The sequence below is a fragment of the Pantoea sp. B550 genome (assembly GCF_024158165.1).
Lineage (GTDB): Bacteria > Pseudomonadota > Gammaproteobacteria > Enterobacterales > Enterobacteriaceae > Pantoea > Pantoea alfalfae.
Map to the genome: position 1 here is coordinate 151713 of NZ_JAMYXI010000003.1, position 22650 is coordinate 174362.

Here is a 22650-nt window from a genome sequence, read left to right on the forward strand (position 1 = left end):
CTGCCGGAACCGGACATGCAGATTAGAAGTAGCGGACGAAAGGCGCGGTGTCAGGCGGGAGCACCGTGGTGCTGGATTTCAGTTGCGGGGTCCCCAGATAAAGGAAGCCAACAATGGCATCCTGCTCGCGGCAGCCAAAACCCTGCCGTACCTGCTCGTCATCGGTCCAGGGACCGCTGCGCCAGATACCGTTGTAACCCTGAGCAAGCGCTGCCATCTGCATCGCCATCACCGCACAGCTGGCCGAGGCAATCTGTTCCCAGCGCGGCACTTTGTGGTGCTCTTCGCAATGTGCCACCACGGTAATAATCATCGGTGCGCGAAACGGCGCCTGGCTCGCTTTATTAATCGCCTTTTCATCCAGCTGGCTATCGCGTGCCGCCCTCTCCAGCAGCTGACTCATCCGGTCACGCCCTTCATTTTCTACAATGATGAAGCGCCAGGGTTGCAGCGTGCCGTGATCCGGGGCGCGCATGCCAGCCCGCAGGATATTTTCCAGTGCGTCACCTGCCGGTGCCGGCTCAGTCAGGCGTGAAGCCGAACGTCGGTTGACCAGTAACTCCAGTGCGTCCATGTTTCTCTCCCGATCTCTGTAATGTTGCCATTATCCTGGCACAGGCAGATTTTTTGTAACAGTGCGCAGTGATTTCCTGCTGACTTTTCACACGCCGCTCTTTAGGATGAGCTCGTCGGGGAAGTCTGGTCCGCGCGGCGGCCACTTCCTGCTACATATTTATGGAGAGTCTGATGCGCACATTGTGGCGAATAATTGCAGGTCTGTTCCGCTGGAGCTGGCGGGTATTGAATTTTATCAGGGAATTTATTCTGAATATTTTCCTGATTTTGTTGATTGTGGTGGGTGTAGGGATCTGGCTTCAGGTCAGCGGATCGGGCGGCAGTTCAGCGCCGATTCAGCAGGGCGCGCTGAAGGTCGATCTCAGCGGCGTGCTGGTGGATAAACCGTCGGTAAGCAACCGTCTGAGTAAAATTGGTCGCCAGCTGCTGGGTGCCAGCAGTGATCGCTTACAGGAAAATTCGCTGTTTGATGTGGTCGATGCCATTCGCCAGGCAAAAGGTGACAGCAACATTAAAGGCATGGTGCTCGATCTACGCGAGTTTGCCGGTGGCGATCAGCCTTCGCTGCAATATGTGGGTAAAGCGCTGCGTGAATTCCGCGACAGCGGCAAGCCAATTTATGCTCTGGGCGACAGCTACAGCCAGGCGCAATACTACCTTGCCAGCTACGCCACGAAAATCTATCTGTCGCCGCAGGGCACCGTGGATCTGCATGGTTTCGCCACCAATGGACTCTACTACAAAACCCTGCTGGAGAAGCTGAAAGTCACCTCACACGTCTTCCGTGTCGGGACCTATAAATCAGCGGTCGAGCCATTCCTGCGTGACGACATGTCACCAGCGGCACGTGATGCTGACAGCCGCTGGGTCGGTCAGCTGTGGCAGAACTACCTGAATACCGTGGCGGCGAATCGCCAGCTGACGCCGGAACAACTCTTCCCTGGCGCAGCAGCGATTATTGCTGGTTTAAACGCGGTTAAAGGCGATACCGCGCAATATGCGCTGGATAACAAGCTGGTCGATGCCCTGGGTTCCCGTGCAGCAGCCGATCAGGAGCTGGTGAAAACCTTTGGTCTGGATAAGCAGAGCAACGATTACCGTAGCGTCAGCATCTATGACTACAGCGTGAAACCAGCCTCCTCGCAGCAGGATGGCAACATTGCGGTCGTCATGGCCAGCGGTGCCATCATGGATGGCGAAGAGACGCCGGGCAACGTGGGTGGTGATACCACGGCCGCGCAGATTCGCGATGCGCGTCTCGATCCAAAAATCAAAGCGATCATTCTGCGGGTCAACAGCCCGGGTGGCAGCGTGACGGCTTCGGAAGCCATTCGTGAAGAGCTGGCGGCGGCCCAGGCCGCAGGTAAGCCGATTGTGGTCTCTATGGGCGGCATGGCGGCATCCGGCGGTTACTGGATCTCAACGCCTGCCAGCTATATTGTGGCGAACCCCAGCACGCTGACCGGCTCGATTGGTATCTTCGGTGTGATTAATACGCTGGAGAACAGTCTGGACAGCATTGGCGTACACACAGATGGTGTCGCGACCTCCCCGCTGGCGGATATCTCTACCACCAAAGCGCTGCCAGCGGAAGTTCAGCAGCTGATGCAGCTGACTATCGAAAATGGCTACCGCAACTTTGTGGGTCTGGTGGCGAAGTCGCGTCATAAAACCCCAGAGCAGATTGATGCGATCGCGCAGGGCCATGTCTGGACCGGCAGCGATGCCAAAGCCAATGGTCTGGTGGATGCGCTGGGTGACTTCGATGATGCCGTGAAGAAGGCGGGCGAGCTGGCTAAAGTCAGTAAACCTATGCTGAGCTGGTATCAGGATGAACCGACCTTCCTGGATATGGTGCTGGGCCAGATGAACGCCTCTGTACAGGCCGTATTGCCGGATACGCTGAAAGCCTGGCTGCCCGCACCGATGCTGGATGTGATGAGTGCCATGAAAGCCCAGCCGGGTCTGTTCGACAAGCAGAACGATCCTCAGAATCGTTATGCCTTCTGCCTGAACTGCGGCGAAGTGCGATAAACCTCTCAGCCCGGCCGCTGGTCGGGCTGCTTTTCCCCGCTATTCCCCTTATACTGCGCGTTTTATGGCGAGTCTGAGTTCTCTAATGCAAAAGAAAAACATCTACGTTGCCTACACTGGCGGGACAATCGGTATGCAGCGCTCTGCGCAGGGCTATATTCCGGTCTCAGGGCACCTGCAGCAGCAGCTGGCGAATATGCCCGAGTTCCACCGCCCCGAGATGCCTGATTTCACCATTCATGAATATCAGCCGCTGATCGACTCATCCGACATGACCCCGGAAGACTGGCAGTTTATCGCCAACGATATCCGACAAAATTACGATCGCTACGATGGCTTTGTGATTCTGCATGGCACTGACACCATGGCGTTTACCGCCTCTGCGCTCTCGTTCATGCTGGAAAATCTGGCCAAGCCGGTGATCGTGACCGGGTCGCAGATTCCACTGGCGGAACTGCGCTCAGATGGTCAGCAGAATCTGTTGAATTCTCTTTATGTAGCGGCTAACTATCCGATTAGCGAAGTGTCTCTGTTTTTCAATAACACACTTTATCGCGGTAACCGTACCACCAAGGCTCATGCCGATGGCTTCAACGCCTTTGCTTCGCCGAACCTCTCCGCACTCCTGGAAGCGGGCATTCATATTCGCCGCCTCAATACGCCACCTGCCCCGTCCGGTCAGGGTGAACTGAACGTTCACACCATTACGCCTCAGCCCATTGGTGTGGTCACCCTCTATCCAGGAATTTCCGCCGACGTGGTGCGTAACTTCCTGCGTCAGCCGGTGAAGGCGCTGATCCTGCGTTCTTATGGCGTGGGCAATGCCCCGCAGAACAAGGAATTTCTGGCCGAACTTCAGCAGGCCAGCGAACGTGGTATCGTGGTAGTAAACCTGACCCAGTGTATTTCAGGCAAGGTGAATATGGGCGGATACGCCACCGGCAATGCGCTGGAAGAGGCTGGCGTGATTAGCGGATTTGACCTGACGGTAGAAGCCGCGCTGACCAAGCTACACTTTTTACTCAGTCAGGAACTCTCTGCCGATCAAATCCGTGCCAGAATGCAGCAGAATTTGCGCGGCGAACTGACTGAAGACTGAAACGGAGCGACATGTAATGAAGCGGGCACTCATCATTATTGATATTCAGAACGATTTTTGCCCCGGCGGCCCGATGGCAGTCCATGAGGGCGACCACACGGTCGAGGTGGCTAATCGCTATGCGCGTTTGTTCCGTGAGAACGGTGAATGCGTACTGGCCCTGCAGGACTGGCACCCGGCCGATCACGGCAGCTTTGCCTCGGTTTCCGGTGAGCCGGTCTACACGCTGGGCGAGTTAAATGGTCTGGCGCAAATCTGGTGGCCCGATCACGGCATTCAGGGCTCAGCAGGTGCGGATTTCCATCCCGGTCTGGATCGTTCACTGTTCGATGCGACGTTCCATAAAGGTGAAGATCAGGATGTCGACAGCTACAGCGCCTTTTTTGATAATGGCCACCGTCGTAAAACCGAGCTGGACAGCTGGCTGCGTGAGCGTGGCATCACCCATCTGGTGATGCTGGGGCTGGCGACAGATTACTGCGTGAAATATAGCGTGCTGGATGCGCTGGAATTGGGGTATCACGTCGAGGTGGTCAAAGAAGGTTGCCGCGGCGTTAATCTCAATCCTGAGGACAGTGAAATCGCCTTTGCTCAGATGACGGCGCAGGGCGCGATTCTGATTTAAAAAAGGAGCTGGCATGACGCCAGCTTTTTTTTAGTGCAGATGAATGCGGGTGACATCCGGATCGATGCCGAACGCTTCTTTCAGCTCTTTTTTCGACTTCATCACCATCTCGCCGCCCTTAGCGATGGTCATATGCTGCGGCGCATCGTTATGTCTTGCCTGCCACAACATAACCAGTTGCAGACAGTTGTCGCGCTGTTCCTGCGTCAGTGCCACGCCATCCGGCCATTTTCCAATCTCAACTGCTGTTGCCAGTCGTTCATAGACTTCAGGTGTCATCGACGCAAGCATCGCTTCAAGTTGTTCCTTCATCGCCTTACCCTTTGGTCTGTTCGCCCTGCTCGTCGGTGAAATTCAGCGAGGCGGAGTTAACACAGTAGCGTTCACCGGTCGGTTGCGGGCCATCGGGGAAGACATGCCCCAGATGCGCATCGCAGCTGCCACAGCGGATCTCAACACGCTGCATGCCGTGTGAATTGTCTTCGATGTAGCGAATTGCATCGTCACTGAACGGCTGATAGAAACTGGGCCAGCCACAGCCAGAATCATATTTAGTCTCTGAGAGAAAAAGTGGCGCCTCACAGACCAGGCAGTGGTAAATCCCTTCCTGCTTGTTGTGCAGCAGTGCGCCGCTGTAAGGCGGTTCCGTTCCGCGTTGCTGTGTCACATAACGCTGCATTTCTGTCAGCTCGGCGATTTTTGCGTCGGGTGCGGTGTCTTTAGCCATTTTTAGGATTCCGGGGAAGTGCCATTCTGAAAAATTCGACTATTATTCTAACAAATGATCAACATTACCGGGTCTTTTTTTGTGCTCACCCTTTCAAGCCGTCCACTGCAAAGCGTAATTGTGACTTTGATCACCTTTTATCCCGGGCATCCCTATATATTCGGCGATTGGTTCGACGAAACGCGATATCATTGGCGGCGCGCAAGCGGTTGCGCATCGAATTATTCCTGTCAGGCGAATTGACCTGTCGCAACAATTGACACGATTCCGCTTGACGCCTGGTAAGGTTTTTGTAATTTTACAGGCAACCTTTTATTCACTAACCAATAGCTGGTGGAATATATGACTATCAAAGTAGGTATCAATGGTTTCGGCCGTATCGGTCGCATCGTTTTCCGTGCTGCTCAAAAGCGTTCTGACATCGAAATCGTTGCTATCAACGACCTGCTGGACGCGGATTACATGGCGTACATGCTGAAGTATGACTCTACGCACGGTCGTTTCGACGGCACCGTAGAAGTTCAGGATGGCGCACTGGTGGTTAACGGTAAAAAAATCCGTGTTACTGCTGAACGTGATCCAGCGAACCTGAAGTGGGATGAAGTGGGCGTTGACGTTGTTGCGGAAGCAACCGGTATCTTCCTGACCGACGAAACCGCGCGTAAACACATCACCGCAGGTGCTAAGAAAGTCGTTCTGACCGGTCCATCTAAAGATGACACCCCAATGTTTGTTCGTGGTGCAAACTTCGACAAATATGATGGCCAGGATATCGTTTCTAACGCCTCCTGTACCACCAACTGCCTGGCACCGCTGGCAAAAGTCATCAACGACAAGTTCGGTATCGTTGAAGGTCTGATGACCACTGTTCACGCTACCACTGCTACCCAGAAAACCGTTGATGGCCCGTCTCACAAAGACTGGCGCGGCGGCCGTGGCGCATCGCAGAACATCATTCCTTCATCAACTGGCGCAGCAAAAGCCGTTGGTAAAGTTCTGCCAGAGCTGAACGGCAAACTGACAGGTATGGCATTCCGCGTACCTACCCCTAACGTTTCCGTTGTTGACCTGACCGTGCGTCTGGAAAAAGCGGCCTCTTACAAAGAAATCTGTGCTGCCATTAAAGCTGCTGCAGAAGGTGAGATGAAAGACGTTCTGGGCTACGTTGAAGATGACGTGGTTTCTACCGACTTCAACGGCGAAGTCCTGACTTCAGTGTTTGATGCTAAAGCGGGTATCGCGCTGAACGACAACTTTGTGAAACTGGTTTCCTGGTATGACAACGAAACTGGCTACTCAAACAAAGTTCTTGACCTGATTGCGCTGGTTTCTGCTAAATAAGGCAGACAGACATCATTAAGATTAAGGGCGACTTCGGTCGCCCTTTTTTTGATCCGCACAGGAAGGAATCGAACATGCAAGATAAACTGTTTTCTCTGCCCGTAGTCACGCAGATCTCCCCTTACCTTTCGCAGCGTCAGGTTGGCGAACTGCCGACGATTGTCATCAGTCACCCTAAGGTACGCGCAGCGATTACGCTGCAGGGCGCGCACCTGATCGCCTGGCAGCCGAGTGGCGAAAAGCCGGTACTCTGGCTGAGCGGCAAAAGTCTGTTTTCACCAGGCAAAGCGATTCGTGGCGGTGTACCGATCTGCTGGCCCTGGTTTGGTCCGGCAGGCGAACCGGCTCACGGTTTCGCCCGGATTCAGACATGGAAACTGACGGCGCATGATGAGAATGAAGATGGCGTGATGCTGACGCTGGTGCTGGAGAGCAACGCTCAGACGCTGAAACTGTGGCCACACGAATTTACCCTTATCGCCCGCTTCCGCCTGGGTCAGCATTGTGAGATTGAGCTGGAAGCTCATGGTGACTTTGAAGCCACGGCAGCGCTGCATAGCTACTTTACCGTCAGTGACATCAACGGGGTTGAGGTCTCCGGTCTGGGCAACCGCTATATCGACAAAGTCAATAATGGCGAGGTTGCCAGCAGTGATGGCAGACAGCGTTATCCTGGGCGCATCGACCGTATTTTTACTGCAGCAGAAGATTGCTCGGTCATCAATGATACGGCGGGTGAACGGCAGATTGAGGTTTATCACCATCATCATAGTGACGTTGTCACGTGGAATCCGGGTGTTGAACTCTCCTGCAGTATGTCGGACATGGCAAATGAAGGTTACAAGACGATGGTCTGCGTAGAGACGGCACGTATCAGCAAACCGTTACGCAGCGCAGGTGAAAAGCCAGCACGTCTGGCTACAACATTCCGCCTGAAGAAGAAAGCCGCAGCCAGCGACAGGGGCAACGGCTAAACGATATCCAGCGGTAATTTATGCTGTGGTGCTGGCCAGGCACGATCGATGAGCTGCAATTCTTCATCGGTCAGTTCCACCTCCAGTGCCGCAGCATTCTCATGAACATGAACCACAGAACTGGCTTTGGGAATGGCAATGACGCCAGACTGACGAATTACCCAGGCCAGCAGTAATTGCGCCACGCTGATGCCCTTCTGTTGTGCAATCTGATTCAGCACCACGTCGGTAAACAGCGCGTCCCGTAGCCGTCCAGCCTGTGCCAGCGGACAATAGGCCATCACCGGCACGCCACGCTGCTGACAGACGGGCAGCAGATCAAATTCAATACCGCGTGAAGCCAGATGGTAGAGTACCTGGTTGGTCGCACACTGATCGCCTCCGGGTTCGTCCCACAGTTCGGCCATATCATCAGTATCAAAATTCGAGACGCCCCAGTGACGAATCTTGCCCTGCTGCTGCAGGCGCTCCATGGCGCGCAGAGTCTCTTCCAGGGGGATGTTACCGCGCCAGTGCAGCAGGTAGAGATCAAGGTAGTCGGTCTGCAGACGGCGCAGGCTGCGCTCACAGGCTTTAATGGCATCCACTTCGCCGGCATTCCACGGATAGACCTTCGACACCAGCAACGCTTTATCGCGACGCCCCTGCAGTGCCTGCCCGACCACCTCTTCAGCGCCGCCGTCTGCATACATTTCGGCGGTATCAATTAGCTGCAATCCACATTCAAGACCTGCCTGCAATGCCGCGACTTCACCGGCCCGCTGCGCCGGGTTTTCGCCCATATACCATGTGCCCTGCCCGATTAACGGCAGGTTATTGAAGCCAGCGAAGTTAATCGTGTTGTGCATTCTGCTCTCCCGCCTCATTCTGAGGCCCCATAAAAGAACAGAGGGCACTGGGTGCCCTCTTTCGGTGCGTTATCAGAAGGTGTAGCTGACACCTGTCCAGATCGTCGTCTGCCCGCTCTTATCAATCATTGGACTGTCTTTGATTTCGCTGTCAAAGCGGGTGTAACGTCCTACCACGCCAACATTCCACTGCGTTGCAATCTGATAGCTGGCACTCAGCTCAACATAAGGTGACCAGCTGTCGTCCGGATTGTAACGACTGATGCCGGTACGTGCGCTTTCATGCGCGGAAACACCGTAATAATAACGGTTTTGATTGGCGCTATTCCACATGGCACCGATGCCCGGCGTCAGGCTGAAGTCGCCCATCTGGATGGGGTAGAGGTAAGTCAGGTCCCAGATCATGCCGTTGCTGTTATTCAGCACGTCGCCCAGCAATGCCGTACGGACAACCCCCCAGTCGGCGGTGTGACGATAGGTTGCGCCACCCATTAGCGTCATGCGGCGCTTATCCAGCCCTTTCATATCGCCCAGATCGTTGTCGCTGGGTTTGTACTCCTGCGGTGAGCCCAGTAGCGTCAGAGAGAGCTGATTCTGAGGATCTTTCCACAGGTAGTAACCGCCCTGCAGGCTACGGAACCAGAAGTTTTCACCTTCATAATTGATAACCGGAACCGGAAGATAACGGTCCTGTCCGCCACGATAAGGTGAGTCGGCATAGATAACCGATGCCCCTACAGAAAGCGGAGCGGCACTGGCGTGCGCCGCCAGTAAACAACAGGGTAAAAGTGCAACAAGCGTCTTAAATTTGAATTGGTTCACAATTTATTCATTCCATAAATATAACAATCAAACAGGAAGTCTAACGTTTTTTTACGGCTGGATTAACTTATATCGAAATCCTTTAAGCAACCAACAGATGAATGTGGCACCAAAGGTTAAAAACACGTTAAGTTAAAGCATCACCCATACGAACTCATCTCTTAACTGATCCGAATTCGTCTTGATCTCCCCCTCATTCGCTCAAACCCGTGGAGGAAATTTCCTAGAAGCCATCTACAGTTAGAATTAACAGCAGAGATTTTGTACGAGCAGAGTAACCATAAAAGTTGTGTATCCCGATAAAAAAGATCAGGTTGGCATAAGGGTTGCTGTACTCAACAGAGAATATCTTCCGGGAGCTGCTACACGTCTTAAATTACGCTCCTTACCTGTGCTAAAAACGAAAGGACGGGCATCGCTATGAATATATTCGATCACTATCGTCAGCGTTATGAAGCTGCCAAGGACGAAGAGTTCACACTGCAGGAATTTCTTGCTATCTGTAAGCAGGATCGCAGTGCATACGCCAACGCTGCAGAGCGACTGTTAATGGCCATCGGAGAGCCAGTAATGGTCGACACTGCTCAGGAGCCACGCCTTTCCAGAATATTCTCCAACCGTGTGATGGGACGCTATCCGGCGTTCGAGGAATTTTATGGCATGGAGGAAGCGATTGAACAGATCGTCTCCTATCTGAAACATGCCGCTCAGGGACTTGAGGAGAAGAAACAGATCCTCTATTTACTGGGTCCGGTCGGTGGTGGTAAATCTTCCCTGGCAGAACGGCTTAAGTCGCTGATGCAGCGGGTGCCCATCTATGTGCTGAGCGCTGACGGTGAACGCAGTCCGGTCAATGATCATCCTCTCTGCCTGTTCAATCCGCAGGAAGACGCGCATATTCTCGAAAAAGAGTATGGCGTGCCGCGCCGTTACCTCGGCACCATCATGTCGCCGTGGGCCGCGAAACGCCTTCACGACTTTGGTGGCGATATTTCGCGGTTCAAAGTCGTAAAAGTCTGGCCGTCGATTCTGGAACAGCTGGCGATCGCCAAAACCGAGCCGGGTGATGAGAACAACCAGGATATCTCTGCTCTGGTGGGTAAAGTGGATATCCGTAAACTGGAAAACCACGCGCAAAACGATCCTGATGCCTACGGTTACTCTGGTGCACTCTGCCGCGCGAACCAGGGCATCATGGAGTTCGTGGAGATGTTTAAAGCGCCGATTAAGGTGCTGCACCCCCTCCTGACAGCAACGCAGGAAGGGAACTACAACGGCACCGAGGGGATTTCGGCGCTGCCGTTTAACGGCATTATTCTGGCGCACTCCAACGAATCAGAGTGGGTGACGTTCCGTAACAACAAGAATAATGAGGCGTTCCTTGACCGCGTTTATATCGTCAAGGTGCCCTACTGCCTGCGGGTTTCTGAAGAGATCAAAATTTACGACAAACTGCTTAATCATAGTGAGCTGGCAACCTCGCCCTGCGCACCGGGTACGCTGGAAACGCTGGCACGCTTCTCTATCCTGTCACGTCTCAAGGATCCGGAGAACTCCAGTATCTACTCTAAAATGCGGGTCTATGACGGCGAAAGCCTGAAAGATACCGACCCTAAAGCGAAGTCATGGCAGGAATATCACGACTACGCCGGTGTGGATGAAGGTATGAACGGTCTTTCAACCCGCTTTGCCTTTAAGATCCTGTCGCGGGTATTTAACTTCGATCACGCCGAAGTAGCGGCTAACCCGGTGCATCTGTTCTACGTGCTTGAGCAGCAAATCGAACGTGAGCAGTTCCCGCAGGATCAGGCTGAGAAATACCTTGAGCACCTCAAAGGTTATCTGATTCCCAAATATGCTGAGTTTATTGGCAAAGAGATTCAGACCGCCTATCTGGAATCCTACTCTGAATATGGTCAGAACATTTTTGATCGCTATGTGACCTATGCCGACTTCTGGATTCAGGATCAGGAGTATCGCGATCCCGATACCGGACAGTTGTTTGACCGTGAATCGCTCAACGCGGAGCTTGAGAAGATCGAGAAGCCTGCTGGTATCAGTAATCCGAAAGATTTTCGTAACGAGATCGTCAACTTCGTGCTGCGCGCCAGGGCACACAATAACGGTCGCAATCCAAACTGGACCAGTTACGAGAAATTGCGCACCGTGATTGAGAAAAAAATGTTCTCGAATACGGAAGAGTTGCTGCCGGTCATCTCGTTTAACACCAAGACCTCTACCGATGAGCAGAAAAAGCATGATGATTTTGTCGATCGCATGATGGAAAAAGGCTATACCCGCAAACAGGTTCGCCTGCTGTGCGAATGGTATCTGCGTGTGCGTAAATCGTCCTGATAAGAGTCTGTAAGCTTGCCGGTAAGTGATACCGGTCTGACAGGGTCGGGTTCGCCCGGCCTGCTTACAATGTAGTTTGGGGGAATACCATGGCCTATTTCATCGATCGCCGGCTTAACGGCAAAAACAAGAGCGCGGTTAACCGCCAGCGCTTCTTGCGCCGTTATAAGTCGCAAATTAAGCAGTCGATCTCCGAGGCCATCAATAAACGCTCGGTGACCGACGTAAGCAGCGGTGAGTCCGTCTCTATCCCGATTGACGATATTAATGAGCCCATTTTCCATCAGGGCCGCGGCGGTAACCGCCATCGGGTCCATCCGGGCAACGACCATTTTGTTCAGAATGACCGCGTTGAGCGTCCGCAGGGTGGCGGTGGTGGCGGCAGTGGTCAGGGCAATGCCAGTCAGGATGGTGAAGGTCAGGATGAGTTTGTCTTTCAGATATCGAAAGATGAGTATCTTGACCTGCTGTTTGAAGATCTCGCCCTGCCTAACCTGCGTCGCAACCAGCATCGTCAGCTTAATGAGTATAAGACCCACCGGGCCGGTTTCACCTCTAATGGCGTGCCAGCCAATATCAGCGTTGTGCGCTCACTGCAGAACTCACTGGCGCGTCGTACGGCGATGACGGCAGGTAAACGCCGCATGCTGCACGAACTGGAAGAGACGCTGCAGGAAGTTGAGAATGCTGAACCGGCACAACTGCTGGAGGAGGAACGGCTGCGTAGAGAGATTGCCGAGTTACGGGCGCGCATTGAACGGGTGCCCTTTATCGACACCTTCGATCTGCGCTACAAAAACTTTGAGAAGCGCCCGGAGCCCTCCAGCCAGGCGGTGATGTTCTGTCTGATGGATGTCTCCGGTTCGATGGACCAGGCGACTAAGGACATGGCAAAACGCTTCTATATCCTGCTCTACCTGTTCCTGAGCCGCACCTACAAGAATGTCGATGTGGTTTATATCCGCCATCATACGCAGGCTAAAGAAGTGGATGAACAGGAGTTCTTCTACTCTCAGGAGACCGGCGGCACCATCGTTTCCAGTGCGCTGAAACTGATGGATGAGGTAGTAAAAGAGCGTTATGACCCGGCGCAATGGAATATCTATGCAGCTCAGGCCTCCGATGGTGATAACTGGGCCGACGATTCGCCGCTCTGTCATGAGATTCTGGCGAAGCACATTCTGCCGGTCGTGCGTTACTACAGTTATATCGAGATCACCCGCCGGGCGCATCAGACCCTATGGCGCGAGTATGAGCATCTGCAGGCGACGTTTGATAACTTTGCCATTGAACATATTCGTGAGCCGGAAGATATCTATCCGGTATTCCGATCGCTGTTCCATAAACAGGCAACGGAAGCCTGATGCACTAAGCCGGTTAATCACCGGCTTTTTTTATCTGCCGAATAACATGCTAAAACAGTCTGTTTTCTCCCGCTTGCCTGCCAACCCCCTCATTCTTCACATTAATCTGATTCCATATGCTGTTAAGCAATTCGTATAATACGCATTTTCACAATGACAACTCCTTGATAAAACATTATCTTTCAGAGATAGCATGGATATTTATCACCCCTTGCTGCATCGCACTGTCATATCTCAGGAGACCGGGTTTGAACCACACTATTGTCTACAGTCTGTTTATCATTGGTTCCGTGCTGGTCGCATCGAGTATTCTGCTCAGCTCTTTCTCGTCCCGGCTGGGCATTCCTATTCTGGTTATCTTCCTTGCACTGGGTATGCTGACCGGTATTGATGGTATCGGCGGCATCGCCTTTGATAACTATCCCGCGGCGTATCTGATTTCAAACCTGGCACTGGCGATCATCCTGCTGGATGGTGGCATGCGAACCAAAGCCAGCTCGTTTAAAGTCGCGCTGGGGCCTGCGCTGTCGCTGGCTACCTTCGGGGTAATGATCACCGCAGGTCTGACCGGCGTGGTGGCCGCCTGGCTATTTAACCTGGACATGATGCAGGGCTTCCTGATTGGCGCCATTATCGGATCCACAGATGCCGCCGCCGTCTTCTCCCTGCTGGGTGACAAAGGCCTGAATGAGCGCGTCAGCTCTACGCTGGAGATTGAGTCGGGCAGTAACGACCCAATGGCGGTGTTTCTGACCATCACCCTGATAGAGATGATTGAACAGGGCCGCAGCGGCCTTGACTGGATGTTCCTGGTGCATCTGGTGCAGCAGTTCGGTCTGGGTATCGTGTTGGGCCTGGGTGGTGGCTGGGCGCTGCAGCAGTTGATTAACCGGATCAGTCTGGCCCCAGGGCTTTATCCGCTACTGGCGTTGAGTGGCGGCATTCTGGTGTTTGCCCTCACCACCGTGTTAGAGGGCAGCGGCATCCTGGCGGTCTATCTGTGCGGCTTCTTACTGGGCAACCGCCCGATTCGTAACCGTCACGGCATTCTGCAGACCTTTGATGGGATGGCCTGGCTGAGCCAGATTGGCATGTTTATTGTGCTGGGTCTGCTGGTGACGCCGTCTGATTTATGGCATATCGCGGTACCCGCGATGATCCTCTCCCTGTGGCTGATTCTGGTGGCGCGTCCGCTGTCGGTGTTTATTGGCCTGTTGCCATTCCGCAACTTCACCACCCGCGAGCGGGTCTTTATCAGCTGGGTCGGCTTACGCGGTGCGGTGCCGATTATCCTCGCAGTCTTCCCGATGATGGCCGGCTTAGAGAACGCCTCGCTCTATTTCAATATCGCCTTCTTTGTGGTGCTGGTCTCCCTGATGTTGCAGGGTACCTCGCTGGGCTTTGCGGCGAAAAAAGCCAAAGTAGTGGTGCCGCCGACCGCCTCGCCGATCAGCCGTATCGGTCTGGACATTCACCCGGAAAACCCGTGGGAGCAGTTTGTCTATCAGCTCAGCGCCGACAAGTGGTGCGTCGGTGCCGCGCTGCGTGACCTAAAGATGCCGCGCGAGACCCGCATCGCTGCCCTGTTCCGTGACAATGTACTGATGCACCCCAACGGCGGCACACGGCTGAAAGAGAACGACGTCATCTGCGTGATTGGCCGTGAGCGCGATCTTCCGGCGCTGGGCAAAATGTTTAGCCAGTCGCCGCCGGTTTCGCTCGACCAGCGCTTCTTTGGTGACTTTATTCTGGATGCAGAGGCCCGCCTGCGCGACGTTGCGCAGATTTACGGACTCGAGCTGGATGAGCGCACCAACGATCAGCAGTCGCTGGGGCAACTGGTGCTGGCGATGCTGGGTGGCTCGCCAGTCGTCGGCGATCAGGTGGAGTGGAATCAGCTGACCTGGACCGTCGCGGAGAAAGAGGATAACCGCATCGTTAAGATTGGTGTCCGTCCGGCTGAAGAGAAGGAATAATCCTAATCATTCAGCCACGTTATTTTCTCTCAGTGCGCTAAGCTTAACAGTCAATGCCAGTTAAAACGGGAGAAATGAATGGGACACGTGGTTAAAATTGGTCGTTATGAGATTGTAGATGCCGATCTTGACAGTGAGAACGCCGACACCGTCAGTATCCCCTGTCACACCAATCCCGGCTTAATTACCCAACTCGATGGCTGGGATCGTGATACCAGCGTACCGGCCTGGATTGACGGGGAGCCAGTGAATCTGCAGATTGGCCACTACGATAAACAGCAGGACCGCTGGATTTTAAAGAAACCTGCCTGAGTCACTATCACTACCGCCAGTCATATGATTTGGCGGTAATTCCTAAAAAGTGTCTTAAACAGTTTGGTTATAACTGACCTCTTCCTTATTTTATTAAACAAAAACATGTAGTTATAGATTTAAAACTTTAATCACTTTTGATGTTTTCAGATTTTTTCCGTATTAACTCTGTCAAATAACTCCTGCATACTCATTCTCAATGCTGCAACATTTCGTGATTACCATCACGCTTTAATCGTTACCTTTTTTGCAGCTGCACTGGCTGTACTGACTGCAACAGACTGAAAATTATTTTTTAATTTTTCAGAGGCCCACTCCTGAGCGCGTATTTGATTCTGATCAGGCCATCTTTTACTTGAGAAAGAGAGCAGGTTTTATGGCAAGTACATTGATAATGAATAGCCCGAGCCGCTCGTGGAGCGGAACGCGTAAAAATATCATCGTGAAATTCGCCCTGAGTTTTTCCGATCTGATTGCACTCAACCTGGCGCTGTTTTTATCTGCCGCGACGATACAGGGTATTTGGGGCGAGCTGGATACCTTTATTCCACCGCATCAGATTGAATATCGTTTTGTGGCTCAGTTTATTATGTCAGTCATGTGTACCGGCTGGTTTTGGGTACGTCTGCGCCATTACACCTATCGCAAACCCTTCTGGTTTGAACTGAAAGAGATCGTTAAAACATTATTTGTTTTCTCGCTGCTTGACCTCTCGCTTATCGCCTTCTCTAAATGGGACTTCTCCCGCATGGTGTGGGTCTTCAGCTGGACATATGCCCTGCTGCTGCTGCCGCTGATGCGTGCTCTGGTTAAACGTGCCATTAACAAGGCGGGCCAGTGGCAGAAAGAGACCATCATTATCGGTTCCGGCCGCAACGCCACTGAAGCGTATGCGGCGCTGCAGAGTGAAGAGATCCTGGGCTACAACGTGCAGGCCTTTATCTCGGTGGATGAGGTTCCTGCTCAGCAGAGCGTGAATGGTGTGCCAGTGATCACCTGGAAAGACATTAACTGGCAGACCATTGACCGTGACAATGTGCAGTTTATTGTTGCCATGGAGTATGAGCAGCAGCCGATGCGCGATCGCTGGCTGAAATTCCTGTCGAAGATGAACTGCCGGTCCGTCTCGGTGATCCCGACGCTGCGCGGCGTGCCGCTTTACGGCACCGACATGTCCTTTATCTTCAGTCATGAAGTGATGATCCTGCGAGTCAGCAATAACCTGGCGAAGCACTCCTCACGTTTCATGAAGCGTGCCTTTGATATCGTCGTAGCATCGATGCTGCTGCTGTTCCTTGGCCCAATCTTCGCCCTGCTCTGCTATATGGTGAAACGTGACGGCGGCAATGCAATTTATGGTCACGAACGTGTGGGCCAGAATGGCAAAAAATTCAAATGTCTGAAATTCCGTTCCATGGTGACCAATTCCAAAGAGGTGCTGGAGAAATTGCTGGCGACCAGTGAAGAGGCACGGATGGAGTGGGACAAAGATTTCAAACTGAAGAATGACCCGCGCGTAACCCGGATTGGCAGCTTCCTGCGTAAAACCAGCCTCGACGAATTGCCGCAGCTCTGGAACGTGATTCGCGGTGAGATGAGTCTGGTCGGCCCGCGTCCGGTCATCGAAGCTGAACTGGAGCGTTATGCCGGTGACGTCGACTACTACCTGATGGCCAAGCCAGGCATGACCGGCCTCTGGCAGGTCAGCGGACGTAACGATATCGACTATGATACCCGCGTCTATTTTGACTCCTGGTATGTCAAAAACTGGGCGCTCTGGACCGATATCGCGATCCTGTTCAAAACCGCAGGCGTGGTGCTACGCCGCGACGGTGCTTACTAAGCAAGACCCTGCGATGCCTGTTTACAGCAGGCATCGCACTTTCCGCACGACTTCCTCTATCTTTTTTGCCTCTGAATCATTACCCTCTGCGCTCGTTTTTTAACAGAACGTTTACCCTCTGGTTGTTATGCAAAAATTTACTCTGCTGTTATTAAGCCTGGTGCTGCTGGCACCTTTAGGCATCGATCTCTATTTGCCCACGCTGCCGCAAATCGCTGAAGGGCTGGATACGCCGGTCTCACTGGTACAGACCACCATTCCTCTGTTTCTGCTGGTGATGGGACTGGGCCAGCTGGTGACCGGTCCGCTGGTGGACAACTATGGCCGTAAGCCGATTGCCCTGCTGGGGCTGGGACTTTACATCACCGGCAGCGCCATCGCCGCTACCGCCACCTCATTTCCGCTATTCGTCCTTGCCCGTCTGGTGCAGGGCTGTGGCGTCTGCTGCAGCGCGGTAGTCGCCTTTAGCGGCGTCCGCGACCGCCTCAGCGGTGATGATGCCGCCCGCGCCTATGGTTTTCTGAACGGTGCACTGAACATCGTTCCAGCCCTGGCACCGCTGCTGGGCGGACTCCTGGCCAGCGCCTTCGACTGGCGCGCACCCTTCTGGTTCCTCTGCGTCTACGGCGTGCTGATTACGCTGCTGGTGATTATATGGCTGCCAGAAACACGTCCGGCTGATACGCTGCGGGTAAAAGGATTACCGGTTAAACAGTACGCTGAAATTCTGCGTCAGCCGCGCTTCCTGGCCTTCGCCTTTGCCAATGCCGGTGCGCTGGGTATGGTGCTGACCTATGTGTCGCTGGCACCGCAGGTACTAATGACCGAAGGCGGGCTGACGCCGATCCAGTTCTCGTTTGCGTTCGGCGCTAACGGTTTCTGGATCATGTTTGTCAGTATGTTCGTGAATAAAGCGATTCGTAAAGCAGGTCGGCCGTTCTGCCTGGCAATGGGATTCTTCACCATGCTGCTGGGCGCGGTGCTGCTGGTGGCAGGGATGCAGATTTTCCCGGCGGAGATGCAGACGCACTGGGCGCTCTACATGTTCCCGGTCGCCGTGTCGGTGGCCGGACTGGCCTTTACGGTGGGACCGGCCACCAGCTATGCGCTGGAGCCCTATCAGCAACAGGCGGGCGTGGCGTCCGCCCTGCAGGGCTTTATTCAGATGGCCGGTGGTGCGGCAGGCAGCCTGGTGATCGTCGCGCTGCCGGTGGCGGAGAAGCTGTCGCTGAGTCTGATGATGCTGCTGGGTGCAGCGCTGGCCTTTATCGCCTGGCGCTGCAGCAGAAAGATGCGCGGCAGCCTGACCGCGCTTAAATAACCGTGACCGGGACGCGGGGTGCCAGCGCGCACATCAGTTCGTACCCTACCGTTCCGGCCGCTTTTGCCACCTGATCGATTTTCACCTGCTCACCCCACAGCTCAACAGAAGAACCGATGCCCGCCTGCGGACAGGGGGTTAAATCCACCGTGATCATATCCATGGAAACGGCACCAACCACCTGCGTCATCACGCCATCGACGCAGACCGGCGTGCCCGTCGGGGCATGGCGCGGATAGCCATCGGCGTAACCACAGGCTACGACGCCAATCCGCTGCGACGTGCTGGCGTGATAACGGTAGCCGTAACCGACGCCATCGCCCGCATGTAACTGCTGAACCGCAATAATCTCACTGCTCAGGGTCATCACTGGCTTCAGGCCACTGCCGGCAATGTCCTGCCAGTCACCGCTGGGCGACGCACCGTACAGAATAATACCGGGCCGGACCCAGTCAAAATGCGCTTCAGGATGCCATAAGGTGCAGGCGGAATTCGAGAGCGACCGCGGGCAGTTCAGCCCCTCCGCCGCCTGATCAACACGCTGCAGCGGTGCAATCAGGCCCTGCGGATTTTCGGCATCGGCAAAATGGGCCATCAGCGTCATCTCACCAACATTGCTCAGCGCCCGCAGCTTCTGCCAGGCGCCAGAAACCTGCTCCGGGCGAAAGCCCAGACGGTTCATGCCGCTGTTCATTTTGAGATAGATATCAATCGGTGCAGAAAGGCTCGCACTGGCTAGCGCCTTGATTTGCCAGTTACTGTGTATGCTGGTGGTCAGGCGATAGCGGTCAATCAGCTGCAGATCCTCTGGCTGGAAAAATCCCTCCAGCAGCAGAATCGGTTTTTTCCAGCCCTGCTCGCGCAGCAGAATGGCTTCTTCCATATTAAGCAGCGCAAAGCCGTCGGTGGCAGATAACGCTTCGCGTACACGATCAATGCCATGGCCATAAGCATTGGCTTTCACCACTGACCAGACGCGGGATACGGGCGCCGCCTGGCGAACAACAGTCAGGTTATGACGAAGCGCCTGTTGGTTAATGGTAGCGACAATCGGACGTGACATCCTCTCTCTCCCTGAATACTTAACGAGTTGCGTTGGCGTTACGCAGCGGCGATGAGGTCGCCGCGAAACCGGGTAAGTAGCGGAACACCGCTAAGTCATCCGCCGCAATGGCTGGCTTTTTACCGGAGATGAGATCGGCCAGCAACTGACCAGAACCACACGCCATCGTCCAGCCCAGCGTACCGTGACCGGTATTGAGATAAAGATTGGAGAGTGGCGTGGCACCGACAATCGGCGTACCGTCTGGCGTCATCGGACGCAGACCGGTCCAGAAACTCGCCTGCGCGAGATGACCGCCTTCAGGATAGAGATCACTGACCACCATCTCCAGCGTTTCCCGCCGCGCTTCGGTGAGTCTGGTGTTAAAACCAACAATTTCCGCCATCCCGCCGACGCGGATACGATCGTCAAACCGGGTCACCGCCACTTTGTAGGTTTCATCCAGAATCGTCGAAACCGGTGCAGCCTCAGGATTTTTAATCGGAATAGTGAGTGAGTAGCCTTTCAGCGGATAGACCGGAATATCAATGACGTTTTTCAGCAGTGCGGTCGAGTAGGAACCAAAGGCCACTACATAGCTGTCCGCCTTGATGATCTCCTCGCCGCACTTCACACCATAAATGCGATTGCCATCGCGCAGCAGGTGATCGACCGGGGTGTTAAAGCGGAAAACCACGCCCGCCTCTTCGGCCATTTTTGCCAGTCGCTGCGTAAAGAGCTGGCAGTCACCGGTTTCATCGTTAGGCAGGCGCAGTCCACCAGTGAGTTTATGCTGGGTTGCCGCCAGCGCCGGTTCCACGCGAGACAGCTCATGCGCCTCCAGCAGCTCATAGGGCACGCCCGCGTCGCAGAGCACCGCAATATCTTTACTGGCGCTGTCGAACTGCTGCTGCGTGCGGAAAAGCTGCAATGTGCCGCCCTGACGACCCTCATAGGCGATGCCGGTCTCAGCGCGCAACGCTTTCAGACAGTCACGACTGTATTCGGCAATCCGCACCATGCGGCTTTTGTTCTGTTGATAATGGTTGATGTCGCAATTACGCAGCATGTGCCACATCCACTCCAGCTGAAAACTACTGCCATCCAGCCGGATAGCCAGCGGCGCATGACGCTGGAACATCCACTTCACTGCTTTCAGCGGCACGCCTGGTGCCGCCCAGGGCGCGGCATAACCCGGTGAGATCTGACCCGCATTGCCTGCGCTGGTCTCCATCGCCGCAGCAGGCTGACGATCAATGACCGTAACCTGATGTCCGGCACGCGCCAGATACCAGGCACTTGCCACGCCAACCACACCACTTCCAAGAATGACTACGTGCATAGCTCCCCCACCCGGCATGTAAAAGCATAATTCACTGTTCAGGAGATGATAGTCAGCGGATTTACACAGCGGACACCACCCCATAAATTCAGCATCTATTTCACATCTTTTTCACTTTTCAGGTAACTAAAATCTTGTCGCACAGCCAATTTCAGCGCTTTATGCGTCTTATTCCATAAACACAGAAATAAATGACAACGGAGGCAGTTAAATCTGCGCATGGCAGGAGAATGCTTCAACCCCATACATTCTGCTTATAAACAGGATGATATTCCGCGTTATAAAATAACGTTCGAATTAAAGGCTATTAATTTCTCTGCCGCATCTGTCTGAATGATTTTGTGCCAAAGAATTCGTTTGAGTTCGCATTTCGGATAAGCGACAGTGGGCTATCATTGTTGTGTTCGCTCAGTTTTTTTCGGGTTCCCTTTTTCAGGATGAAGCCTTAAATAACCAGAACGGGTTGTCTTTCGGGTCAGCCGGTTTGCAAAAAAGAGGTGCGCTATGACGACGATCTTTGACGAAGCCATCAGAGACAGCAAACGACTCAATGACGGACCAGACTGGACATTTGAACTGCTTGATGTCTATTTAGCAGAGATAGACCGGGTTGCTAAACTGTACCGGCTTGATACCTACCCGCACCAGATTGAAGTGATTACCTCAGAACAGATGATGGATGCCTATTCCAGCGTTGGCATGCCCATCAACTATTCACACTGGTCATTCGGTAAAAAGTTTATTGAGACCGAGCAGCGCTATAAGCATGGTCAGCAGGGTCTGGCCTATGAAATCGTTATCAACTCCAACCCCTGCATCGCCTACCTGATGGAAGAGAACACCATGACCATGCAGGCGCTGGTGATGGCGCATGCCTGTTATGGCCATAACTCCTTCTTCAAGAATAACTATCTGTTCCGCAGCTGGACGGATGCCGGATCGATTGTCGATTACCTGCTGTTCGCCAAAAACTACATCAGTGACTGCGAAGAGCGCTATGGCGTCGAAGAAGTCGAGCGGCTGCTCGACTCCTGCCATGCCCTGATGAATTATGGCGTTGATCGCTATAAACGCCCGCAAAAAATCTCCCTTCAGGAGGAGAAGGCGCGACAGAAAAGCCGCGAAGAGTATCTGCAGAGCCAGGTGAACACCCTGTGGCGTACGCTGCCACGGCGTGAAACAGAAGCCGTGGCCTTTGAAGCCGCGCGCTACCCTTCTGAGCCGCAGGAAAACCTGCTCTACTTTATGGAGAAGAACGCTCCGCTACTGGAGCCCTGGCAGCGTGAGATTCTGCGCATCGTGCGCAAGGTAAGCCAGTATTTCTATCCGCAAAAACAGACCCAGGTGATGAATGAAGGCTGGGCGACCTTCTGGCACTACACCATCCTGAATCACCTCTATGACGAAGGCAAAGTGTCTGAACGCTTTATGATGGAGTTCCTGCACAGCCATACTAACGTCGTGTTTCAGCCACCCTATAACAGTCAGTGGTATAACGGCATCAACCCTTACGCCTTAGGCTTTGCGATGATGCAGGATATTAAGCGCATCTGTCAGTCACCGACCGAAGAGGATCGCTACTGGTTCCCGGATATCGCCGGTTCAGACTGGCTGGAAACGCTGCATTTTGCGATGCGTGAGTTCAAGGATGAGAGTTTTATCAGCCAGTTCCTGTCGCCGAAAGTGATGCGTGACTTCCGGTTGTTTACCGTGCTGGATGATGACCGCAATAACTATCTCGAAATCGCCGCTATTCATGATGAAGCAGGCTATCGGGCAATTCGCCAGCAGCTCTCTGCGCAGTACAACCTGAGTAATCTCGAACCCAACATTCAGGTCTATAACGTGGATGTGCGCGGTGACCGTTCACTGACTCTGCGCTATGTGCCGCAGAGCCGGACGCCGCTCGATAAGAGTCGTCGCGAGGTGCTGAAGCATGTGCATCGTCTGTGGGGATTTGATGTGATTCTGGAACAGCAGAACGAAGATGGCAGCGTTGAGTTACTGGATCGTAATCCGCCGCGCGGTTCATCGCTCTGACAGGCTAAA

19 protein-coding genes are annotated in these 22650 nt (G+C 53.8%); 12 read left to right on the forward strand and 7 right to left on the reverse strand.

Annotated features, from left to right (window positions below; genetic code table 11):
* Positions 1–22 precede the first annotated feature (22 nt).
* Positions 23–574: an NAD(P)H nitroreductase gene (locus NIM72_RS03780; protein ID WP_161734010.1), complete on the reverse strand. Its 552-nt coding sequence runs from the start codon at positions 572–574 to the stop codon at positions 23–25.
* Positions 575–747: 173 nt separating this feature from the next.
* On the opposite strand from NIM72_RS03780, the gene sppA reads away from it, so the two are divergent.
* The 3 genes from sppA to pncA all read left to right on the forward strand — a co-directional run bounded on the left by sppA (position 748) and on the right by pncA (position 4334).
* Complete coding sequence (gene sppA / locus NIM72_RS03785; protein ID WP_033783269.1) at positions 748–2610, forward strand: signal peptide peptidase SppA; 1863 nt, start codon at positions 748–750, stop codon at positions 2608–2610.
* Between the two features lie 85 nt (positions 2611–2695).
* A complete protein-coding gene (ansA, locus tag NIM72_RS03790) occupies positions 2696–3709 on the forward strand; it encodes an asparaginase (RefSeq protein WP_161734014.1) in 1014 nt (337 codons plus the stop codon).
* Between the two features lie 16 nt (positions 3710–3725).
* Complete coding sequence (gene pncA / locus NIM72_RS03795) at positions 3726–4334, forward strand: bifunctional nicotinamidase/pyrazinamidase (protein WP_161734016.1); 609 nt, start codon at positions 3726–3728, stop codon at positions 4332–4334.
* Between the two features lie 30 nt (positions 4335–4364).
* Here the strand turns inward: pncA and NIM72_RS03800 are convergent, their stop codons facing one another.
* Positions 4365–4646 (reverse strand): YeaC family protein, encoded by a 282-nt coding sequence (locus NIM72_RS03800; RefSeq protein WP_013358061.1) that lies wholly within the window; start codon positions 4644–4646, stop codon positions 4365–4367.
* 4 nt (positions 4647–4650) lie between these two features.
* Positions 4651–5061, reverse strand: a complete 411-nt coding sequence (msrB, locus tag NIM72_RS03805) for a peptide-methionine (R)-S-oxide reductase MsrB (protein ID WP_222925402.1) — start codon at positions 5059–5061, stop codon at positions 4651–4653.
* A 342-nt stretch (positions 5062–5403) separates the two neighbouring features.
* Between msrB and gapA the strand changes: the two genes are divergently transcribed.
* Both gapA and NIM72_RS03815 read left to right on the forward strand, forming a co-directional pair.
* Entirely contained in the window at positions 5404–6402 is a 999-nt protein-coding gene (gene gapA / locus NIM72_RS03810; protein ID WP_013358063.1) for a glyceraldehyde-3-phosphate dehydrogenase, read from the forward strand.
* A 74-nt stretch (positions 6403–6476) separates the two neighbouring features.
* A complete protein-coding gene (locus NIM72_RS03815) occupies positions 6477–7376 on the forward strand; it encodes a D-hexose-6-phosphate mutarotase (protein ID WP_161734020.1) in 900 nt (299 codons plus the stop codon).
* On the opposite strand, the gene NIM72_RS03820 is transcribed toward NIM72_RS03815, so the two are convergent.
* A complete protein-coding gene (locus NIM72_RS03820; protein ID WP_253418788.1) occupies positions 7373–8224 on the reverse strand; it encodes an aldo/keto reductase in 852 nt (283 codons plus the stop codon). The two genes, NIM72_RS03815 and NIM72_RS03820, sit on opposite strands and share 4 nt — an antisense overlap.
* Positions 8225–8296: 72 nt before the next feature.
* Positions 8297–9046: a MipA/OmpV family protein gene (locus NIM72_RS03825; RefSeq protein WP_222925399.1), complete on the reverse strand. Its 750-nt coding sequence runs from the start codon at positions 9044–9046 to the stop codon at positions 8297–8299.
* 420 nt (positions 9047–9466) lie between these two features.
* On the opposite strand from NIM72_RS03825, the gene yeaG reads away from it, so the two are divergent.
* The 6 genes from yeaG (at position 9467) to NIM72_RS03855 (ending at position 18217) form a co-directional block, all read left to right on the forward strand.
* On the forward strand, positions 9467–11401 hold the full coding sequence (gene yeaG / locus NIM72_RS03830) for a protein kinase YeaG (RefSeq protein ID WP_003852739.1): 1935 nt from the start codon (positions 9467–9469) through the stop codon (positions 11399–11401).
* An 89-nt stretch (positions 11402–11490) separates the two neighbouring features.
* Positions 11491–12765 carry a YeaH/YhbH family protein gene (locus NIM72_RS03835; protein WP_110330377.1) on the forward strand — a complete coding sequence of 425 codons (1275 nt, stop codon included), beginning with the start codon at positions 11491–11493 and terminating at the stop codon, positions 12763–12765.
* Between the two features lie 248 nt (positions 12766–13013).
* On the forward strand, positions 13014–14741 hold the full coding sequence (locus tag NIM72_RS03840; RefSeq protein ID WP_253418791.1) for a potassium/proton antiporter: 1728 nt from the start codon (positions 13014–13016) through the stop codon (positions 14739–14741).
* Positions 14742–14819: 78 nt separating this feature from the next.
* Positions 14820–15053 (forward strand): DUF1480 family protein, encoded by a 234-nt coding sequence (locus tag NIM72_RS03845; protein WP_013358069.1) that lies wholly within the window; start codon positions 14820–14822, stop codon positions 15051–15053.
* A 376-nt stretch (positions 15054–15429) separates the two neighbouring features.
* Positions 15430–16896 carry an undecaprenyl-phosphate galactose phosphotransferase WbaP gene (gene wbaP / locus NIM72_RS03850; protein WP_253418794.1) on the forward strand — a complete coding sequence of 489 codons (1467 nt, stop codon included), beginning with the start codon at positions 15430–15432 and terminating at the stop codon, positions 16894–16896.
* A 127-nt stretch (positions 16897–17023) separates the two neighbouring features.
* Entirely contained in the window at positions 17024–18217 is a 1194-nt protein-coding gene (locus tag NIM72_RS03855; RefSeq protein WP_253418810.1) for a multidrug effflux MFS transporter, read from the forward strand.
* On the opposite strand, the gene dadX is transcribed toward NIM72_RS03855, so the two are convergent.
* Both dadX and NIM72_RS03865 read right to left on the reverse strand, forming a co-directional pair.
* Entirely contained in the window at positions 18210–19280 is a 1071-nt protein-coding gene (gene dadX, locus NIM72_RS03860) for a catabolic alanine racemase DadX (RefSeq protein ID WP_253418812.1), read from the reverse strand. The two genes, NIM72_RS03855 and dadX, sit on opposite strands and share 8 nt — an antisense overlap.
* Before the next feature lie 19 nt (positions 19281–19299).
* Positions 19300–20601, reverse strand: a complete 1302-nt coding sequence (locus tag NIM72_RS03865) for a D-amino acid dehydrogenase (protein WP_253418815.1) — start codon at positions 20599–20601, stop codon at positions 19300–19302.
* 504 nt (positions 20602–21105) lie between these two features.
* On the opposite strand from NIM72_RS03865, the gene NIM72_RS03870 reads away from it, so the two are divergent.
* Positions 21106–22641: a SpoVR family protein gene (locus NIM72_RS03870; protein WP_033732860.1), complete on the forward strand. Its 1536-nt coding sequence runs from the start codon at positions 21106–21108 to the stop codon at positions 22639–22641.
* Positions 22642–22650: the final 9 nt, after the last annotated feature.

Coding starts and splice junctions, on each gene's coding strand:
- NIM72_RS03820 (WP_253418788.1), bottom strand. CDS start 8,224: ATGCACAACACGATTAACTTCGCTGGCTTCAATAACCTGCCGTTAATC.
- NIM72_RS03845 (WP_013358069.1), top strand. CDS start 14,820: ATGGGACACGTGGTTAAAATTGGTCGTTATGAGATTGTAGATGCCGAT.
- gapA (WP_013358063.1), top strand. CDS start 5,404: ATGACTATCAAAGTAGGTATCAATGGTTTCGGCCGTATCGGTCGCATC.
- NIM72_RS03855 (WP_253418810.1), top strand. CDS start 17,024: ATGCAAAAATTTACTCTGCTGTTATTAAGCCTGGTGCTGCTGGCACCT.
- NIM72_RS03835 (WP_110330377.1), top strand. CDS start 11,491: ATGGCCTATTTCATCGATCGCCGGCTTAACGGCAAAAACAAGAGCGCG.
- ansA (WP_161734014.1), top strand. CDS start 2,696: ATGCAAAAGAAAAACATCTACGTTGCCTACACTGGCGGGACAATCGGT.
- sppA (WP_033783269.1), top strand. CDS start 748: ATGCGCACATTGTGGCGAATAATTGCAGGTCTGTTCCGCTGGAGCTGG.
- dadX (WP_253418812.1), bottom strand. CDS start 19,280: ATGTCACGTCCGATTGTCGCTACCATTAACCAACAGGCGCTTCGTCAT.
- NIM72_RS03815 (WP_161734020.1), top strand. CDS start 6,477: ATGCAAGATAAACTGTTTTCTCTGCCCGTAGTCACGCAGATCTCCCCT.
- NIM72_RS03800 (WP_013358061.1), bottom strand. CDS start 4,646: ATGAAGGAACAACTTGAAGCGATGCTTGCGTCGATGACACCTGAAGTC.
- NIM72_RS03865 (WP_253418815.1), bottom strand. CDS start 20,601: ATGCACGTAGTCATTCTTGGAAGTGGTGTGGTTGGCGTGGCAAGTGCC.
- NIM72_RS03870 (WP_033732860.1), top strand. CDS start 21,106: ATGACGACGATCTTTGACGAAGCCATCAGAGACAGCAAACGACTCAAT.
- msrB (WP_222925402.1), bottom strand. CDS start 5,061: ATGGCTAAAGACACCGCACCCGACGCAAAAATCGCCGAGCTGACAGAA.
- pncA (WP_161734016.1), top strand. CDS start 3,726: ATGAAGCGGGCACTCATCATTATTGATATTCAGAACGATTTTTGCCCC.
- yeaG (WP_003852739.1), top strand. CDS start 9,467: ATGAATATATTCGATCACTATCGTCAGCGTTATGAAGCTGCCAAGGAC.
- wbaP (WP_253418794.1), top strand. CDS start 15,430: ATGGCAAGTACATTGATAATGAATAGCCCGAGCCGCTCGTGGAGCGGA.
- NIM72_RS03780 (WP_161734010.1), bottom strand. CDS start 574: ATGGACGCACTGGAGTTACTGGTCAACCGACGTTCGGCTTCACGCCTG.